At 70.3% G+C, this 18318-nt stretch carries 12 protein-coding genes; all 12 read left to right on the top strand.

Annotated features, from left to right (window positions below; all coding sequences use genetic code 11):
• Nucleotides 1-173: 173 nt before the first annotated feature.
• The 12 genes from OG866_RS15365 (at nucleotide 174) to OG866_RS15310 (ending at nucleotide 18299) form a co-directional block, all read left to right on the top strand.
• Nucleotides 174-2444 carry an ABC transporter family substrate-binding protein gene (locus OG866_RS15365; protein ID WP_329335117.1) on the top strand — a complete coding sequence of 757 codons (2271 nt, stop codon included), beginning with the start codon at nucleotides 174-176 and terminating at the stop codon, nucleotides 2442-2444.
• 71 nt (nucleotides 2445-2515) lie between these two features.
• Nucleotides 2516-3112 carry a hypothetical protein gene (locus OG866_RS15360; protein ID WP_329335116.1) on the top strand — a complete coding sequence of 199 codons (597 nt, stop codon included), beginning with the start codon at nucleotides 2516-2518 and terminating at the stop codon, nucleotides 3110-3112.
• 136 nt (nucleotides 3113-3248) lie between these two features.
• Nucleotides 3249-5156, top strand: a complete 1908-nt coding sequence (typA, locus tag OG866_RS15355; RefSeq protein ID WP_329335115.1) for a translational GTPase TypA — start codon at nucleotides 3249-3251, stop codon at nucleotides 5154-5156.
• Between the two features lie 652 nt (nucleotides 5157-5808).
• Nucleotides 5809-6846: an ABC transporter permease gene (locus tag OG866_RS15350; protein WP_329335113.1), complete on the top strand. Its 1038-nt coding sequence runs from the start codon at nucleotides 5809-5811 to the stop codon at nucleotides 6844-6846.
• 117 nt (nucleotides 6847-6963) lie between these two features.
• Nucleotides 6964-8772 (top strand): ABC transporter substrate-binding protein, encoded by a 1809-nt coding sequence (locus tag OG866_RS15345; protein WP_329335111.1) that lies wholly within the window; start codon nucleotides 6964-6966, stop codon nucleotides 8770-8772.
• 90 nt (nucleotides 8773-8862) lie between these two features.
• Nucleotides 8863-9843, top strand: a complete 981-nt coding sequence (locus OG866_RS15340; RefSeq protein ID WP_329335109.1) for an ABC transporter permease — start codon at nucleotides 8863-8865, stop codon at nucleotides 9841-9843.
• Between the two features lie 16 nt (nucleotides 9844-9859).
• On the top strand, nucleotides 9860-10921 hold the full coding sequence (locus tag OG866_RS15335) for an ABC transporter ATP-binding protein (protein WP_329335107.1): 1062 nt from the start codon (nucleotides 9860-9862) through the stop codon (nucleotides 10919-10921).
• A gap of 30 nt (nucleotides 10922-10951) precedes the next feature.
• Nucleotides 10952-12082, top strand: coding sequence for an ABC transporter ATP-binding protein (locus tag OG866_RS15330; protein WP_329335106.1), 1131 nt, complete (start codon nucleotides 10952-10954; stop codon nucleotides 12080-12082).
• Nucleotides 12083-12270: 188 nt separating this feature from the next.
• A complete protein-coding gene (locus OG866_RS15325) occupies nucleotides 12271-12411 on the top strand; it encodes a hypothetical protein (protein ID WP_159059481.1) in 141 nt (46 codons plus the stop codon).
• 62 nt (nucleotides 12412-12473) lie between these two features.
• Nucleotides 12474-13547: a HesA/MoeB/ThiF family protein gene (locus tag OG866_RS15320; protein ID WP_329335103.1), complete on the top strand. Its 1074-nt coding sequence runs from the start codon at nucleotides 12474-12476 to the stop codon at nucleotides 13545-13547.
• On the top strand, nucleotides 13544-14770 hold the full coding sequence (locus OG866_RS15315; RefSeq protein WP_329335102.1) for a hypothetical protein: 1227 nt from the start codon (nucleotides 13544-13546) through the stop codon (nucleotides 14768-14770). The genes OG866_RS15320 and OG866_RS15315 overlap by 4 nt, the downstream gene beginning before the upstream one ends.
• Nucleotides 14771-14906: 136 nt before the next feature.
• Complete coding sequence (locus tag OG866_RS15310; RefSeq protein ID WP_329335101.1) at nucleotides 14907-18299, top strand: AfsR/SARP family transcriptional regulator; 3393 nt, start codon at nucleotides 14907-14909, stop codon at nucleotides 18297-18299.
• Nucleotides 18300-18318 lie beyond the last annotated feature (19 nt).

The following is an 18318-nucleotide window of genomic DNA, read 5'->3' as shown; positions in this document are numbered from 1 at the left end:
GCGCCCCTCGTGCGCCGTCCATTGCGCCGCACGGGTGGGCTTCCCGGCCCCCTTCGCCGTGTCGCCGCCGAGTGCCGAACCCTTTCCTCTTCAGTGGCCGCATACATCTGATCAGCTCCATATACCGCCAAACGTGATCCAAACCAGGCGGCACACCCCCGGAGGTAGACGGCATGTCCCCACACGGCGTCGCACTGCGCGCGGTGATGCGCTCGGTCGCCTTCCTGAGCGCGGGCGCGCTCGCGGTCCCGCTGCTCTCCGGGTGCAGCTCCGAGGATCCGGCCGGCAAGCCGCTCGCCGGGCAGGACATCGGAATCGCCGAGCGTTCCCTGGTCGCCGACGGCGGCACCCTGCGCTGGGCGGTGGACTCCGTGCCGGACACCCTCAACACGTTCCAGTCGGACGCCGACGCCACCACCACCCGGGTCGCCCAGGCCGTCCTGCCGGCGATGTACCGGCTCGACGCGAACGGCCGCCCCCAGGTCGACGCCGACTACCTGGAGAAGGCCGAGGTCGTCGAGACCGAGCCCCGCCAGGTCGTGCTGTACAAGCTGAACCAGCAGGCTGTCTGGAGCGACGGCCGCGAGATCGGCGCCGCCGACTTCGCCGCCCAGTGGCGCGCCCTGTCCGGCAAGGACAGCGCGTACTGGACGGCCCGCAACGCCGGCTACGACCGCATCGAGAAGATCGAGCGCGGCAAGAACGACCTTGAGGTCAAGGTCACCTTCGCGCGGCCGTACGCCGACTGGAAGTCGCTGTTCTCCCCGCTGTACCCGAAGGACGTCATGGGCACCCCGGACTCCTTCAACGACAGCGCCCGCAAGAAGCTCAAGGTCACCGCCGGTCCCTTCGCACTGAAGAAGGTCGACCGCAAGGACGACGAGCTCACCCTCGCCCGCAACCCGCGCTGGTGGGGCAGGCCCGCCAAGCTAGACGAGATCGTGCTGCGCGCCGTGCCCCGCGACAAGCGGGCCGCCGCACTCGCCGCGGGCAGCCTGGACCTGGCCGAGATCGACCCCGAGTCGGTCAAGCGGATCACCGTCGCGGCGAAGGGCCGGCCGAGCGCCACGCCGCTCATGGGCCCCGGCAGCAACCTCAGCGCCGCCGACTCACTGCGCTCCTGGGCCGTCGCCAAGGGCACCGACGAGGACGCCGCCGACGAGGAGATCAGCGCCCGCGAGAAGCAGCGCGAGGAGATCTCCGCGTACGCCCGCCAGCAGCAGGCCCTGCGTGGCTTCGAGGTCCGCCGCTCCCTGGAGCCCGCCTACACCCAGCTCGCTCTCAACGGCGCCGAGGGCCCCCTCGCCGACGAGCGGGTCCGCCGTGCCGTGGCCCGCGCCCTCGACCGGGAGGCCCTCGCCTCGGTCGTGCTCAGCCCGCTCGGCCTGCCCGCCGAGCCGGTCGGCAGCCACCTCGCGCTCGCCGGGCAGGCCGCCTACGCCGACAACAGCGGCGCCCTCGGCGGCCAGGACACCACCGAGGCGCAGGCCCTCCTCGCGGACGCCGGCTGGGTGCCGGGCGGACCGCTGAAGGAGGAGAAGAAGAAGGGCGAGAAGGCCGCCGGGGCCAAGGGCGAGAAGGCCGCCGCGGAGGACGGCGAGTCCGGGGACGACGGTGACGACGACACGTACATCGTCGGTGAGGACGACAAGGCGCCGCGCGAGGCGGACAAGGTCCTGCGTGAGGCCGACAAGGTCCTGCGCGAGGCCGACCGGGAGAAGAAGCAGGATCCCAAGAAGCACGGGAAGAGCGGGGACGGCTCCCAGCACCTCGCGCAGGACGGCAAGCAGTACGCGAACAAGCTGAAGCAGGGCGGTGCCCCCGGCGCCTACGCCCCCCGGGGCACCGCCGCGCCCGTCGGCGCCGCGGCCGGGATGCTCGCCAAGGACGGCAAGCCGCTCACGCTCCGCTTCGTCCTGCCGTCGGGACCGGGCTCGCAGACCCTGCGCACGGTGGCCGACCGGATCTCCGGGATGCTCCAGAAGGTCGGCATCCGCACCGAGATCACCGAGGTCGCGGACGAGAGCTACTTCAAGGACCACGTCGCGGCCGGCCAGTTCGACCTCGCCCTGTACTCCTGGCCCGCCTCCGCCTTCCCCGCCACCGACGCCCGCCCGATCTACGCCAAGCCGGTCCCGGCCGCCGACGGCTCCCTGAACGTCGAGCAGAACTACACCCGCGTCGGCACCGACCAGGTGGACCAGCTCTTCGACCAGGCCGTCTCCACGCTGGACGAGGGCGAGAGCCGGGGCCTGATCCGCAAGGCCGACTCCCGGATCTGGGCCGCCGCCGGATCGATCCCGCTGTATCAGCGACCCCAGCTCACGGCCGCGAGGAAGAACATCGCCAACGCCGGTGCCTTCGGCTTCCAGACGCCGGTCTACGAGGACATGGGCTTCCTGAAGAAGGGGGCACACCCCTCGGCGAGCCCGTCGAAGAAGTAGGGGATCATTCCTCTCGTCGTACGGGGCTCGTACGGCGTGCGTCGTACGACGAGGGGAAAGGGACGACGGGGATGCGTACGTGGATGGCGGGGGCGGCGGCGGTGGCTCTGGCGGCGGGGCTGACGGGCTGCGGCGGGGGCACGGACGACAAGGCGGGGGGCTGCACGGACGGGACGTTCGCGTGGTCGGGTGTCCGGCACACGGAGAAGGTGACCCACCTCGCCGAGCCCATCACGATCGAGAAGCGGACGGCGTCCTACAAAGCCGACCTCGACGTCATCGACACGGTGGTGTACCACCAGACGATCAGCCCCCGGCCCGAGGGCGCGAGCTCCTCGGACGTGCTCGCGTCGCTGGGCACCTATCTGAAGGCCGACGAGCCGCTCGGCGGCGGACGCGGGCAGGTCGACACCCGGATCGGCGCCGGGTACGAGGAGGGGACCGGGCTGGAGAAGGGCTCCTACTACGCCTGGAGCTACCTCAACCTCGTCGACGCCGACTTCACTTACACCTGCGGGGACGGCGAGCCCGTCAAGGGCCATGTCCGCACCTGGGACAAGACCGGCTCCGACTTCCGGTCCTGCGCCGAGAAGGCACCGAGCGAGAGCGGCAGGGAGGCCGCCGCCCGCCGCTGTCCGACCGGTTCCAAGGCCGCCGAGGCCGCCTGAACCGGCCCCCGGAGGCCGTTCCTGTCAATGCCACGTACCATGGGGTGAGGCCGTGGCATGTACAGCCCGGCAGGGTCCGCGTCACACAGACGTACGCGCAGGCCCCTACCACACCACTCCGGGAGTACGCCGCACTATGGCCACGCGCCACGACATCCGCAATGTCGCCATCGTCGCCCACGTCGACCACGGCAAGACCACCATCGTCGACGGCATGCTGAAGCAGGCCGGCGCCTTCGCCGCGCACCAGCTCGAAGGTGTCGACGACCGCATGATGGACTCCAACGACCTGGAGCGTGAGAAGGGCATCACGATCCTGGCCAAGAACACGGCGGTGAAGTACCACCCGAAGGACGGGGGGGACGTCATCACCATCAACATCATCGACACCCCCGGTCACGCCGACTTCGGTGGCGAGGTCGAGCGCGGTCTGTCCATGGTCGACGGTGTCGTCCTGCTGGTCGACGCCTCCGAGGGCCCGCTGCCGCAGACCCGCTTCGTGCTGCGCAAGGCGCTCCAGCAGCGTCTGCCCGTCATCCTGTGCATCAACAAGACGGACCGTCCGGACTCCCGGATCGACGAGGTCGTCAACGAGACCTACGACCTCTTCCTCGACCTGGACGCGGACGAGGAGCAGATCGAGTTCCCGATCGTCTACGCCTGCGGCCGTGACGGCATCGCCTCGCTGACCAAGCCGGAGAACGGCACGGTCCCGGCCGACTCCAACAGCCTGGAGCCGTTCTTCTCGACGATCCTCCAGCACATCCCGGCCCCGACCTACGACGAGGACGCGCCGCTCCAGGCCCACGTCACCAACCTGGACGCCGACAACTTCCTCGGCCGTATCGCGCTGCTCCGTGTCGAGCAGGGCGAGCTGCGCAAGGGCCAGACCGTCACGTGGATCAAGCGCGACGGCTCCATGTCCAACGTGCGCATCACCGAGCTGCTGATGACCGAGGCGCTCACCCGCAAGCCCGCCGAGGTGGCCGGCCCCGGTGACATCTGTGCCGTCGCCGGTATCTCGGACATCATGATCGGCGAGACCCTCGCCGACCCCGAGAACCCGATCCCGCTCCCGCTGATCACGGTCGACGAGCCCGCGATCTCCATGACCATCGGCACCAACACCTCGCCGCTGGTCGGCCGGGGCGGCACCGGCAAGGGCGCCGACAACAAGGCGGCCGTCAAGGACCGCAAGGTCACCGCCCGCCAGGTCAAGGACCGCCTCGACCGTGAGCTGATCGGTAACGTCTCGCTCCGCGTCCTCGACACCGAGCGTCCCGACGCCTGGGAGGTCCAGGGCCGTGGTGAGCTCGCGCTCGCCATCCTGGTCGAGCAGATGCGCCGCGAGGGCTTCGAGCTGACCATCGGCAAGCCGCAGGTCGTCACCAAGGAGGTCGACGGCAAGACGTACGAGCCCGTCGAGCGCATGACGATCGACGTGCCCGAGGAGCACATGGGCGCGGTCACGCAGCTCATGGGCGTCCGCAAGGGCCGGATGGACAACATGTCCAACCACGGCTCGGGCTGGGTGCGCATGGAGTTCGTCGTGCCGTCCCGCGGTCTCATCGGCTTCCGGACCGAGTTCCTGACCCAGACCCGCGGTACGGGCATCGGGCACTCCATCCACGAGGGCTTCGAGCCCTGGTTCGGCAACCTCCAGACCCGTAACAACGGTTCGCTGGTCGCCGACCGCTCCGGTGCCGTCACCGCCTTCGCGATGACGAACCTCCAGGAGCGCGGTGTGCTGTTCACCGACCCCGGCACCGAGGTGTACGAGGGCATGATCGTCGGCGAGAACTCGCGCTCCGACGACATGGACGTGAACATCACCAAGGAGAAGAAGCTCACGAACATGCGGTCGTCGTCGGCCGACTCGTTCGAGGCGATCGTGCCGCCCCGCAAGCTCTCCCTGGAGCAGTCGCTGGAGTTCTGCCGCGACGACGAGTGCGTGGAGGTCACCCCGGAGGCGGTTCGCATCCGCAAGGTGAACCTGGACGCCCGTGAGCGCGCCCGCGCCGCGAGCCGCGCCAAGCACGGCTGATCCACGATCAGTTCCTGAGCCCGGGTGCCCCCATCATGGGGGCACCCGGGCTTTTTGCAACCCATTTTCAGTCAGGTTCCTGTGGATCAGCGGTGAACGATGTCCGTAATGCGGAGATCCTCGCCCGATACCCATGTAACACGTCCGTTTCGCGGCCTTCTCGCACCAGACAGTTTGTCCAGATTTTGGAAGATGTACGGGCCAGCTGTGACTGAATTGAGATTTAAGAACAGTGGTCGGTACTTGGCTCATGGCAGATAGTTAGCCGCGTAGCGCTCGGGTCAATGGGTCTCGCGCCGTGGGGACGGCGCCGACTCACGAGCACCAGGGGGTGCCTGACCCTCCGTCAGGGGTGTCGGAGGACGGGCAGTACCCCCTCCTGTTGGTGAACACGTGGAGTCATGAGGAGGAGTCCCATGCGCGGTGTCACAAGCACCAGGTGGGTCACAGCGTCCGCAAACTGCGTCAACTCCGCGCCGGCGTACGGCGATCGGCTCTGAGGGGCTTCGCTCCTACCACTACGCGCGTCCGGCTGCGGGTTCTTCCGTGGGCCGGGGCATGCGCCGACGCTTCTTCATGATCCGACCCGCGATCGCGCACACCCGTGCCGGTCGCCGGTTCGGCACACCCACACCTGCGAAACGGACGAACTGTGACCAGTCCTATCGACATCGAAGGCGGCGGGACCCCGGTCGTCGTCGACGGTGACCAGCAGCCGGCGACGAAGCCGGAGGAGGCCAAGCAGCTGGAGGGCCGCTCTCCGGGCCAGTTGATGTGGATCCGCTTCAAGCGCGACCGCACCGGAGTGATCTCGGCGTACGTCGTGATCTTCTTCTTCGTGGTCGGCCTCGCGGCCCCGCTGATCTCCAAGCTCTACGGCAAGGACCCGTACACGGTGTTCGCGGACGAACGCCCCGAACTCTTCGACAGCGCGGGCGTCCCGCTCCAGCCCAACGGCGGTATCAGCGGCGAGTTCTGGTTCGGCCTGGAGCCCGGCAACGGCTACGACGTCTTCACCAAGCTGCTCTACGGCATCCGCAACTCCCTGATGATCTCGCTCGCGGTCACCGTCGCGACCGTGCTGACCGGCATCGTCCTCGGGGTCGCGGCCGGCTATCTCGGCGGCAAGACAGACCAGTTGATCAGCCGGGTCATCGACTTCCTGCTCGCTTTCCCGTCCCAGCTGTTCTTCATCGCGAGCATGCCGGTCGTGGTCTCGCTGTTCGTCAGCCCGCGCGACGAGACGCCGGTGTACGTCCGGGTCGTCGCCCTCATCGCGGTGCAGTGGTTCCTCGGCTGGATGAGCCTCGGCCGCATCCTGCGCGGCACCACACTCTCCCTGCGGGAACGGGAATTCATCGAAGCCGCCAAGGTCAGCGGAGCGTCTCCCACCCGGATCATCCGCAGGGAGATCCTGCCCAACGTGGTCACCCCGATCCTGGTGCAGTCGACGTACATGCTGCCCAACTTCGTGACCGCCGAGGCCGGTCTGAGCTTCCTCGGCGTCGGGATCGTCGAACCGACGCCGGACTGGGGGCAGATGTTCTCCAAGGCGTCGACCGAACTCGTGATGCAGAACGACATCACCTACATGTTCTTCCCGGGCATCTCGATGATCATCTTCATCGTGGCGTTCAACCTGCTCGGGGACTCGGTCAGGGACGCCTTCGATCCCAAGACGGCGCGCTGACCGAGGAGTTGTGGGCGTCCTCGCCCGACACCGACCGGATGGCACGTTGCCGGTCCGCACTTCAAACCGCACTGGCGCAGGTCGCACCGGTGACACAAGATGGGTGGAATCTGAGTGATGGGTAAGGGTGGACGCCACGCGTACGCCGCGCTCTCACTGCTGGCGGCGGGGGCTCTCGTGCTCACCGGCTGCAGCGAGGGCGGCAGCAAAGGCAGCGACAACGACAAGCAGGACAAGGAGAACGCCCAGCGCCAGCAGGCCGGCATCTCCTTCGGCAACGCCAAGGACTCGACGGGGCCGGCCGCCGAGATCGCCGGCGCCAAGGCGGGCGGCACCGTCAACGTGCTCCAGCGGGACAGCTTCGCGCACCTGGACCCGGGGCAGATCTACGTCTCCGACGAGATGGCCCTCTCGCAGCTCATCCACCGCGGTCTGACCGCCTACAAGGCCACCAGCGACGACGGCAAGAAGCACCAGGTCGTCGGCGACCTCGCCACCGACAGCGGTACCACCAGCGACGGCGGCAAGACCTGGAAGTACACGCTGAAGGACGGGATCAAGTGGGCCGACGGCTCCGCGATCACCGCCAAGGACGTGCGCCAGACCTTCGAGCGGCTCTTCGCGCCGTTCATCTCCAACGGCCCGACCTACATCCAGCAGTGGCTGGCCGACACCCCGGGCACGGAGTACCGCAAGCTCCTCCCGGACGGCCCGTACAAGGGCAAGCACCTCCCGGACACCGTCCTGGAGACGCCCGATGACAAAACGATTGTCTTCAAGTTCAAGTCGCCCAAGCCCGACCTGCCGTACGCGCTCGCCATGGCCGGCTACTCCGTCGTGTCCGCCGAGAAGGACACCAAGGTCAAGTACGACAAGTCCCCGATGACCTCCGGTCCTTACAAGATCTCGGAGTTCAAGTCGGGCAAGACGATGACGCTGGTCAAGAACACCAACTGGGACCCGAAGACCGACGCGGTCCGGCACCAGTACGTCGACCGGTTCAACATCGAGTTCAACAAGCAGTTCGAGGACTCGACCAAGGCCATCCTCGACGACACCGGCGCCAACGCGACGGCGATCAGTCTCAGCAACCAGGTCGACGCGGGCAACCTGACCAAGGTCCTGAACGACGCCGCGATGAAGAACCGCACGGTCTCCGGCTACCAGCCGTACGTGGGACAGATGAACATCAACCTGTCCCAGCCGGAGATGCAGTCCAAGGAGGTCCGCGAGGCCATCGCCTACGCCCTGCCGATCACGCCGTTCGTGCGCGCCTTCGGCGGCACCGACGCGATGGAGGTCGCCGGCGGTCTGATCAGCCCGACCGTCTCCGGCTACGACCCCAAGTTCGACCCCTTCGGCAAGAAGGCCAAGCCCGCCGGTGATCCGGCCAAGGCCAAGCAGCTCCTGGAGAAGGCCGGCAAGGTGGGCCTGAAGCTGACCTTCGGCTACATCAACACCCCTGAGGGCCAGCAGTACTCCACCGCCATGGCGGCGGGCCTGGAGAAGGCCGGCTTCGACGTGCAGCGCCAGGAGATCCCGGCCGAGACGTACTACGACAACGTCAGCAAGGTCAAGAACAACTACGACATCTACCACACCGCGTGGGGTGCCGACTGGCCGAGCGCGTCGACCGTGATCCCGCCGCTCTACGACGGCCGCCAGATCCAGGACGGCTCCTCGAACTACTCACACATCAACGACCCCAAGGTGAACGCCGACATCGACAAGGCGAACACCATCACCGACCCGATCAAGGCCGCCGAGGCCTGGAACAAGATCAACGAGTACATCGTGAAGGACGTCGTCTCCAACATCCCGACGGCGTACTACAAGCAGACCCAGATCGCCGGGTCCAAGATCGGTGGCCTCGCGTACGACGACGTCATCGGCGGCGTCGACCCGCGCAGGCTCTTCGTGAAGTAACCCGTCCAAGCGGCGTCCGGTGCGTCCCGTCCCGTTCCCGTGGCGGGGCGCACCGCGCCGCCCAGGCTTCGCCCGAAAGCTGCCACTGAGATGCTGCGCTTCCTCTTCCGCCGGATCCTCGGCTCACTCGTGATCCTGGTCCTGCTGACCGTGGTCGCCTTCCTGCTCTTCTTCGGCATGCCCCGCGACCCGGCGCTGCTGATGTGCGGCAAGACCTGCACGCCGGACTCCCTGGCGAACATCCACCACACACTGGGACTCGACAAGTCGATCCCGGAACAGTTCTGGATCTTCCTGTCCGGGCTGGTCACCGGACGCAATGACTTCGAGCAAGGGCCCTGCCCCGCCCCGTGCTTCGGGTACTCGTACCACACCAACGAGCAGGTGTGGTCGACCCTGATGGACCGGCTGCCGCTCACGCTGTCGCTCGCGGCCGGCGCCACCGTCGTCTTCCTGTTCGTCGGCCTCGGCACCGGACTGCTCGCCGCCTGGAAGCGCGGCACCCTCGTGGACAAGTCCTTCACCGCCGGTTCCATGGTGCTCAGTTCGATGCAGATCTACTTCCTCGGGCCCCTGGCGCTCGCGATCCTCGTCTACCAGACGCACATCTTCGAGGAGCCCGAGTACACCTCGATCACCGACAACCCCGTCGCCTGGTTCACCGGGCTGATCATCCCCTGGGCCGTGCTGTCCACCATCTTCGCCGCGCAGTACACCCGTATGGCCCGCTCCTCGATGATCGAGCAGCTCCAGGAGGAACACGTCCGCACCGCCCGCGCCAAGGGCATGAGCGGCCGCTACGTCTTCTTCCGCTACGCCTGGCGTGGTTCGCTGATCCCCATCATCACCATCCTCGGCATCGACCTCAGCTCTCTGCTCGGCGGCGCGATCATCACCGAGTACACCTTCGGACTGCCCGGTCTCGGACGGCTCGCGGTGGAGTCGGTGCAGTTCAGCGATCTGCCGCTGCTGCTCGGCGTGATGCTGTTCGCCGCCGCCGTGATCCTGCTCTGCAACATCGTCGTCGACGCCTGCTACGCCTTCATCGACCCGCGCGTCCGGCTGTCCTAGGCCTAGGAGTTCTGTGGTGACCACTCTGACCGAACCGGCCGGGGCGCCCGTTCCCTCCGACGCGGGTGCCTTCCTCTCGGTGCGCGACCTGCACGTCAGTTTCCGCACCGAGGACGGCACCGTCCGCGCCGTCGACGGGCTCTCCTTCGACCTGGAGCGCGGCAAGACCCTCGGCATCGTCGGCGAGTCCGGCTCCGGCAAGTCCGTGACCAACCTGACGATCCTTGGGCTGCACAACCCGAAGTTCACCACCGTCGAGGGCGAGATCCTGCTGGAGGGGCGGGAGTTGACCACCGCCCGGGAGCATGAGCTGGAGAAGCTGCGCGGCAACAAGGTCGCCATGATCTTCCAGGACCCGCTCACCGCGCTGTCGCCGTACTACACGGTGGGCCGGCAGATCGCCGAGCCGTACATGAAGCACACGGGCGCCTCGAAGAAGGCCGCCTGGGACCGCGCGGTGGAGATGCTCGGCAAGGTCGGCATCCCCCACCCCAAGGAACGGGCGAAGGACTACCCCCACCAGTTCTCCGGCGGTATGCGTCAGCGCGCGATGATCGCCATGGCCCTGGTCTGCGACCCCGACCTGCTGATCGCCGACGAGCCCACCACAGCCCTCGACGTCACGGTCCAGGCCCAGATCCTCGACCTCCTGAAGGACCTCCAGCAGGAGTTCGGCTCCGCGATCATCTTCATCACCCACGACCTCGGTGTCATCGCCGACATGGCCGACGACATCATGGTGATGTACGCGGGCGGCGCGATCGAACGCGGCACCACCAACGAGGTCCTGCGCTCACCCCAGCACCCCTACACCTGGGGCCTGTTGAACTCGATGCCGCGCATCGACTCGGACCTCGACGCCCCGCTGGCACCGATCCCGGGCCAGCCCCCGTCACTGCTGAACCCCCCGTCCGGCTGCCGCTTCCACCCCCGCTGCACCTTCCAGAGCCGGGTCGACGGCACCCGCTGCACCGACGAACGCCCCTTGCTGGCCCCGGACCGCGCCTCCGCCTGCCATCTCACGGCGGACCAGAAGCGGACCATCTTCATCGAAGAGATCAAGCCCAGCCTGGGCTAGTCCGTAGTCCCAGTCCTAGGAGGACACGTCATGAAAGAGGACCTCGTCCTCCCGGCCCCGCGCGAGGCAGTCGCAGAGGCGTCGGGCGACCCGTTGCTGGTCGTCCAGGGGCTCACCAAGCACTTCCCCGTCAAGGGCGGCTTCCCGATCCGCCGTACGGTCGGCGCGGTCCAGGCCGTGGACGGCATCGATCTGACGGTCAACGTCGGCGAGAGCTTCGGCCTGGTGGGGGAGTCGGGCTGCGGCAAGTCGACCACGGGCCGTCTGATCACCCGGCTGCTGGAGCCGACGGCCGGGACGATCTCGTACCGCGGAAAGGACATCACGCACGCCAGCCGCAGTCAGCTGGCGCCGATCCGCTCCGAGATCCAGATGATCTTCCAGGACCCGTACTCGTCCCTGAACCCGCGGCAGACGGTCGGCAAGATCATCGCGGGTCCGATGGAGATCAACGACATCGAGCCGGAGGGCGGGCGGGAACGGCGGGTCCGCGAACTCCTGGAGATCGTCGGCCTCAACCCCGAGCACTACAACCGCTTCCCGCACGAGTTCTCCGGCGGCCAGCGTCAACGGATCGGTGTCGCCCGCGCGTTGGCGCTGGAGCCGAAGCTGATCGTGGCGGACGAGCCGGTCTCGGCCCTCGACGTCTCCATCCAGGCGCAGGTGGTGAACCTGCTCCAGAAGGTCCAGCAGGAGCTGGGCATCGCGTTCCTGTTCATCGCCCACGACCTGGCCGTCGTACGGCACTTCTCGCAGCGCGTGGCCGTGATGTACCTCGGCAAGATCATCGAGGTCGGCGACCGTGAGTCCATCTACACCCGCCCCCGGCACCCCTACACCCACGCCCTGCTCTCCGCGGTGCCCGAGGTGAGCCTGGTGGAGGGAGGGGCGGAGACCGCGGGACGTGAGCGCATCCGGCTCGCCGGGGACGTTCCGTCGCCGATCTCACCGCCGTCGGGCTGCCGCTTCAGGACGCGGTGCTGGAAGGCGCAGGACAAGTGCGCGGCGGAGGAGCCGCCGCTGGTCCGGATCTCCGGGAACCACGAGGGACATCTGACGGCCTGCCACTTCCCGGAGGAGCCGACGACCGAGGGGCGGGACGAGGACATCGTGCTGGATCCGGCGCTGGCGGCGCTGGAGGAGGAGCTGAACGACGACTAGGCGCCCCGCGGGGCCGGCCGACGCCCGGTGAGGGGCGGGCGAAAGGCCGCTGAAAGGCCGCTGAAAGACCGGAGAAAGACAGGCGAAAGACAAGCGAAAGACCCCTGTCCGAGGCTGGGACGCAGAAGCGGGATGGCCGTCACCGACGGCCGCCCGCCGCATCCGATCCATCGGAAAGGAAGAGCACCGTGGAGCACACCACGCACGCCGAGACCTTCGGTGACCAGGGCACGCTCGGCAACTCCGAGGCGCCGCAGCAGCCCGAGTTCATCGAGGTCCGGCTCCTGGACAAGATCGAGACGATCCAGAACAAGCAGATCGACACCTGACAACGGCAGACCCCGGCGGCGGCCCGAACCGCCGCCGGGGTCGTTCTTCGAAGGAGACGATCGTGCAGCTGCCCCGGATCAAGGCGGAGCACGCCCCGCACCGCTTCGACGACGGAACCCTCCGGCTCGGCGGCGGGGTCTACGGAGTCGCGGCGGAGATCGCCGATCCGCACGGCTGGGTCTGGGACGCACTCACCCTGCTCGACGGCGCCACACCGCCGGACCGGATCGAGCGCACCCTCGCGGACAGCCACCCCGCGCTGGGCCCCGAAGGCGCCCGCCGGCTGCTCGCCGAACTGCTGGACACCGGCTATGTCGAGGACGCCGCCGCCACTCCTCCGGACGGCCTCACCGACCGCGAGCGCGAGCGTTACAGCAGGAACCACACCTACTTCCGGTACGTCGACCTGCGCCCCGGCATCGACGCCTGGTCCTCCCAACTGCGCCTCAAACAGGCCCGCGTGACCGTGCTGGGCGTGGGCGGCTCGGGCAGTCACGCCGCGTGGGCGCTGGCCGCCATGGGCGTGGGCACCCTGCACCTGGTGGACCCCGACGTCGTCGAGGAGTCCAACCTCAGCCGGCAGGTGCTCTACACCGAGGCCGACCTCGGCCGCCCCAAGGCGGAGACAGCGGCCCGCCGGCTCGCGGCCGTGAACTCGTCGGGCCGCTACACCCACGAGAGCCGTCGCGCCGACACCGAGGCCGCGCTCACCGAACTCGTGCGGGACCGGGACGTCTTCGTGCTGTGCGCGGACGAGCCCCGCGGCGACCTCATCCGCAAGATGACGAACCGGGTCTGCGCGTCCCTGGGGGTGCCCTGGGTGTCCGCCGGCTACAGCGGCCCCCTGGCGACGGTCGGGGTGTACGCACCCGAGGGCCCCTGCTTCGAGTGCGTCGGCGCCGGCGAGGAGGCCAAGCTCAAGCCGGGGTGGACCCCGCACCTGGGCACCGCCGGCGCCCTGGCCCCGGCCGCCGGTGTCTCCGGGCAGCTCATCGCCCATGAGGTCGTCGCCCTGCTCACCGGCATCGGTGCCACCCCGCCCGGCTTTGTGCGCGGGGTGAACCTGATCGCGCCCGACCAGCATGTCTTCGTACAGCACCCGGCCCGGCCCGACTGCCCGTTGTGCGGGCCGTGACGGCCGCCGCGCCGCCGGAACCGGACCCCACGGTGGTCCTGCACCCGCTGGAGGTGCGGCAGGACCGCGACGAGTGGATCGTCGGACGGCAGGGCAACGAGCAGGTCGTCGCCCTGCCCGAGATCGGCATGGCCGCGCTCCGGCTGCTCGCCGAGGGGCGCACCGTGGGCCAGGCCCGCGGCGCGCTGCGGCGGGACCGCGGCCGTGACCTCGATGTCGAGGCGTTCGCCGAGTCGCTGGCCGCCGCCGGTCTGGTCGCCGCGATCGGCACCCGGCGCTTCGAGACCGCGCCGGTCCCGGTCTCCCTCCCCCGGCTGCGGCAGCGCCACGTCCGCTGGGTGCTCGCTCCCGTTCTGCACGCCGCCGTCCTCGCCGTCCCCGTGGCCGGACTCGTGGCCGTCGTGCTGCGGGGGCGCGGTCTGCCGTCCTGGGACGACCTGGTGTGGGCGCGCCTCGGCACCGTCAACCTCCTCGTGCAGTCGCTCGCCGCCTGGTGTCTGATCGGCCTGCACGAACTGGCGCACCTGGTGACCGCGCGGGCCGCCGGAGTGGCCGGGCGGGTGCGGCTGGGCACCCGCCTCCAGTTCCTGGTGGCGCAGACCGAGGTGTCCGGGATCTGGCTCAAGGGCCGCCGCGCGCGGCTCACCGTGTATCTGTCCGGGCTCGCCGTGGACGGCGCCGTCTGGGGCGGCTGTCTGCTCGCCCTCGCGGCCGGTGCCGACTCGCCCCTGCTGCCGGTCGTCGCGATGACCCTGGTCACCTCCTTCGCCAACCAGTGCCTGGTCTTCATGCGCACCGACCTGTACTTCGTCGCCCAGGACCTGACCGGGTGCCGCAACCTGTACGGCGACGCCGGTGCCTGGCTCCGCCACCTCGGGGCCCGCCTCCTGGGCCGGGCGAGCCGCGACCCGCTGGCCGGGCGGCGACCCGCCGAGCGCCGGATGCTGAAGGCGTACGCCGCGGGCGCGGTGGCGGGCTCGATCGGCTGTGTCTTCGTGGGGCTGCGGCTGCTGCTGGACGTCACCTGGCCGCTGCTGGCCCGCTCCGGCCACCGCCTGCTGACCGACACCGGCCCGCTGCTGCGGCTCGACGCCCTTGTCACGATGCTGCTCCTGGCGGGGCTTCAGCTGCTGTGGGCACGGTTGTGGTGGCGTCGGCACGGGCCGCGGGTGCGCGGGGCGGTGCGCGCCGCGCGGGGGTGGGCGACGCGGGGCGCGGGCTGAGGGGCTGACGGGGGGCTGCTTGACGGTCCTGCCTGGGGTGGGAGTGCCTGGTCGGAGCGCCTGAGCGAGGGGCCCTCCAATTCCTGTGAGCCGGGCGGGCGTTGCCTGCCCTTCAGCCCTGGATTACGTTCTGTGAATGCTCACCCCCCGGCTTTGCTTTCGTGTACTCGGCCCCCTGGAAGTCGAGATCGAAGGGCAGCCCGCCGCACTCACCGGACGGCAACGCGCGCTGTGCACCGCGCTTCTGCTCCACGCCAACCATGTGGTCTCCGTCGACCGGCTGATCGACTTCCTGTGGGACAGCCGCCCACCCGGAGCGGGCGCCGCGCGGGTGCGCGCCCTGGTCGCGGAGGTCCGACGGGTCCTCGGCCCGCTCGGCCCCAGCCTGCTGACCACCCGCCGGCCCGGCTATGTCATGCACGCCCGCCCCGGCGAACTCGACCTGCTCACCTTCGAGCACCTGGTCGAGGACGGTTCACGCGCCGCGGCGAACGGCGACTGGGACACCGTGCGACAGCACGCCGAGCGGGCCCTCGGCCTGTGGCGGGGCGAGCCGTTGTCCGACCTGCCGGAGGCGGCCGTCCGTGAGGCGGAACGGCGACGGCTCGGCGAACTGCACCTCGTGGCCCGGGAGAGCATGGCCGAGGCGGACCTCGAGACCGGCCGGCACCGGCAGGCCGTCGCCGAACTCCTGCGCCTCACCCCCGCCCACCCCCTGCGCGAACGCCCGCACGCCCTGCTGATGCGCGCCCTCCAGGCGGACGGGCGGCCCGCCGAGGCCCTCCAGGTGTACGCCGAGCTGCGCCGCCGCATGGTCGACGAGCTCGCCATGGAGCCCTCGGACGACCTGCGGACCCTGCACCGGCGGCTGCTGGCCGGCGGCCCTCCACCCACCGTGCCGTCCACGAGCCGGCCCCCCGCCGCCCGGCCCGCCTCCGCCGCCCCGGAGCCGCCCGGACGTCGTGTCCCCCGCCAACTGCCGCCCGCGCCCCGGCGATTCGTCGGCCGCGACACCGAACTGCGGCGCCTGGACTCCGGCCTGCGCACCGCCGAACCGCTCGCCCTGCTCGTCGGCCCGGCCGGCGTCGGCAAGAGCGCCCTGGCCCTGCACTGGGCCCACCAGGTCGCCGACCGGTTCCCCGACGGGCAGCTCTTCCTTGACCTGCGGGGTTTCGACGACGCCGAACCCATGGGCCCCGAGGAAGCGCTGCCCCTGCTGTTGCAGGGACTGGGCTGCGGCCCGCGGGACATCCCGCTCGGCACGGAGGCGCAGACCGCCCTGTACCGGACCCTGCTGGCGGACCGCCGGGTCCTGGTCGTCCTGGACGACGCGGCGGACGCCGCGACCGTACGGCTGCTGCGGCCCGCCTCCGCCGGGTCCCTGACCCTCGTGACCAGCCGCGACAAGCTCAGCGGGCTGGTCACCCTGGACGGTGCGTACCGGGTGCCGTGCGACGTGCTGGAACACACCGGCGCCCTGGAGCTGATCAGCGCCGTGGTCGGTGCCGAGGCCGTCGACGCCGATCCGGAGGCCGCCGCCGAACTGGTCGAGCTCTGCGACCGCCTGCCGCTGGCCCTGTGCGTGGCCGGTTCATGGATCGGCGGCAGACCCGGCAGCATCCGGACCTACGTCCGCGACCTCGCCGACCGCGGCCGGCTCGCCCGGCTGCATGTCGAGGGCGAGGAGAGCATCGCCGTACGCGCCGCCCTCGACATGTCGTACGGCGCCCTCCCGGACGCCGCCCGGCGTGTCTTCCGGCAGTTGGGTCTGCTCCCCGGCACCGGTCGCTCGCTCCGCGCCGCCGCCGCGACCGCGCACACCGGCGAGGCCGAGGCGGCCGACCTGCTGCGGCTGGCCCAGCGGGTGCACCTGCTGCACGACGCCGGTCACGGCCGCACCGCCTGGCACGACCTCGTGCACGAGTACGCCCGCGACCGCACGGCCGCCGAGGACACGGCCGCCGAACGCGCCGCGGCCGTCGAGCGGGTCCTCGACCACTATGTGCAGAGCGTCGTCAACGCGGCCAGGACGGCGGGTCTGTACGTCATGCGGGACCGCCCCGACGCCGTCGACGGCTCGCTGCCGCGGGAGTTCCGCACGACGGAGGAGGCCTACGACTGGTTCGACGCCGAGTGGGACGACATCGCGGCGGCCATCGTCCATGCCGCCGAGCACGGTCCCGCCCGGTTCGCGTGGGGACTGGTCGACGCCTTGCAGGACCTGTTCCACCACCGGCGTCCGCTCGCCGACTGGATGCGGCTGGCCCTGCTGGCCCGCGCGGCCGCCGAACGCGACGGAGACCTGCGCGGCCAGGTCGCGATGCATGTCTCCGTGGGCCACGCCCGCTGGCGCAACGGGGACCTGCGCGGTGCCCTGGCCGAGTACGAGCAGGCGGAGGAACGGGCGCGCAGGGCCGACTGGACCCACGGCGAGGCCGTGGCGCTCCAGGGCGCGGCCGTCACCCTGAAACTGCTCGGCGAACCCCTGCGGGCCCTGCCCCGCTACCGGCGCGCCCTCGCCCTGTACCGCACCCTGGGAGAGGTCAGGAGCGAGGAGGTCATGCTGATCAACATGGCCTCGCTGAACCTGGCCCTGGGCCGGACCGACGCGGCCGAGGAGGCGGCCACCGCCGCGCTCGCCCTGATCGGCGCCACCGCGGACCACCACCGGGCGCTGGCCCTGGTCAACCTCGCCCTGACCCGGCAGAAGCAGGCCCGGTTCGCCGAGGCGGAGGCCGCGCTGCGCACCTCCTTCCTCGTCTGCCGTGACTCCGGGTCCACCTACGCCGAGGCGGTCGCCCTGGAGACCCTGGGCCGGGTACGGGCCGACGCGGGCCAGGACGAACGCGCGCTGGCGGCCTACGAGGACGCGCTCGCCATCTCGCTGCGGGCGGAGAACCGCAACTGCCAGGTCGACTCCCTGGTGGGGCTGGCGGCACTGAAGCTACGGGCCGGGTGGGCGGACGAGGCGGCCGGCCACCTGGACGCCGCCTTCGAGATCGCCGAACGGACCGGGCACCGCGCGGGCCACGTAGAGATCCTGGTGGAACGCGCTGCCGTCGCCCGCGCGGCCGGCCTCCCCGGCGTGGCCCTGGACCACCTGGAGCGCGCCGCAGGCCTGGCCGTCGACGGCAGCCCGCTCACGCTGCCCCGGGTCCTGGTGGCCGCCGCGGTGATCCGGCTGGAGAACGGTGACCCGGCCGGGGCGCTGGACGTGGCGGAGGAGGCGGTCGCGCTGGCCCGGGACTCCGGCCAGCGCCTGATCCACGCCCGTGCCGCGCTGGCCCTGGCCGCCGCTCATGAGGCCCAGGGCGACCCGGAGCCGGCCGCCGCGGCGCGGGCGGAGGCCGCCGCCCTGTTCGACGCGACCGGCACCCCGGAACACGCCCGCGCGGCGTTGCCCGGACCGCCCCCCGGTCACGTACGACCGCGGCCCGCGGCCCCGCACCGTGAGCTGCCCCTGGACGCGGAGTCCCGGCTCGACCTGTACCTGACCGAACACTTCACCGAGCCCGGCGACGACGGATGAGCCGGGCGCGGGGCCCGGG

Source organism: Streptomyces sp. NBC_00663 (assembly GCF_036226885.1).
Taxonomy (GTDB): domain Bacteria; phylum Actinomycetota; class Actinomycetes; order Streptomycetales; family Streptomycetaceae; genus Streptomyces.
The sequence above is the reverse complement of the archived record's forward strand: the minus strand, read 5'-3'. Positions and strand labels throughout refer to the sequence as shown.

What these genes read in the sequence shown, in the direction of transcription:
- OG866_RS15360 (WP_329335116.1), top strand. Translation starts at nt 2,516, where the DNA reads ATGCGTACGTGGATGGCGGGGGCGGCGGCGGTGGCTCTGGCGGCGGGG.
- OG866_RS15330 (WP_329335106.1), top strand. Translation starts at nt 10,952, where the DNA reads ATGAAAGAGGACCTCGTCCTCCCGGCCCCGCGCGAGGCAGTCGCAGAG.
- typA (WP_329335115.1), top strand. Translation starts at nt 3,249, where the DNA reads ATGGCCACGCGCCACGACATCCGCAATGTCGCCATCGTCGCCCACGTC.
- OG866_RS15340 (WP_329335109.1), top strand. Translation starts at nt 8,863, where the DNA reads ATGCTGCGCTTCCTCTTCCGCCGGATCCTCGGCTCACTCGTGATCCTG.
- OG866_RS15345 (WP_329335111.1), top strand. Translation starts at nt 6,964, where the DNA reads ATGGGTAAGGGTGGACGCCACGCGTACGCCGCGCTCTCACTGCTGGCG.
- OG866_RS15365 (WP_329335117.1), top strand. Translation starts at nt 174, where the DNA reads ATGTCCCCACACGGCGTCGCACTGCGCGCGGTGATGCGCTCGGTCGCC.
- OG866_RS15310 (WP_329335101.1), top strand. Translation starts at nt 14,907, where the DNA reads ATGCTCACCCCCCGGCTTTGCTTTCGTGTACTCGGCCCCCTGGAAGTC.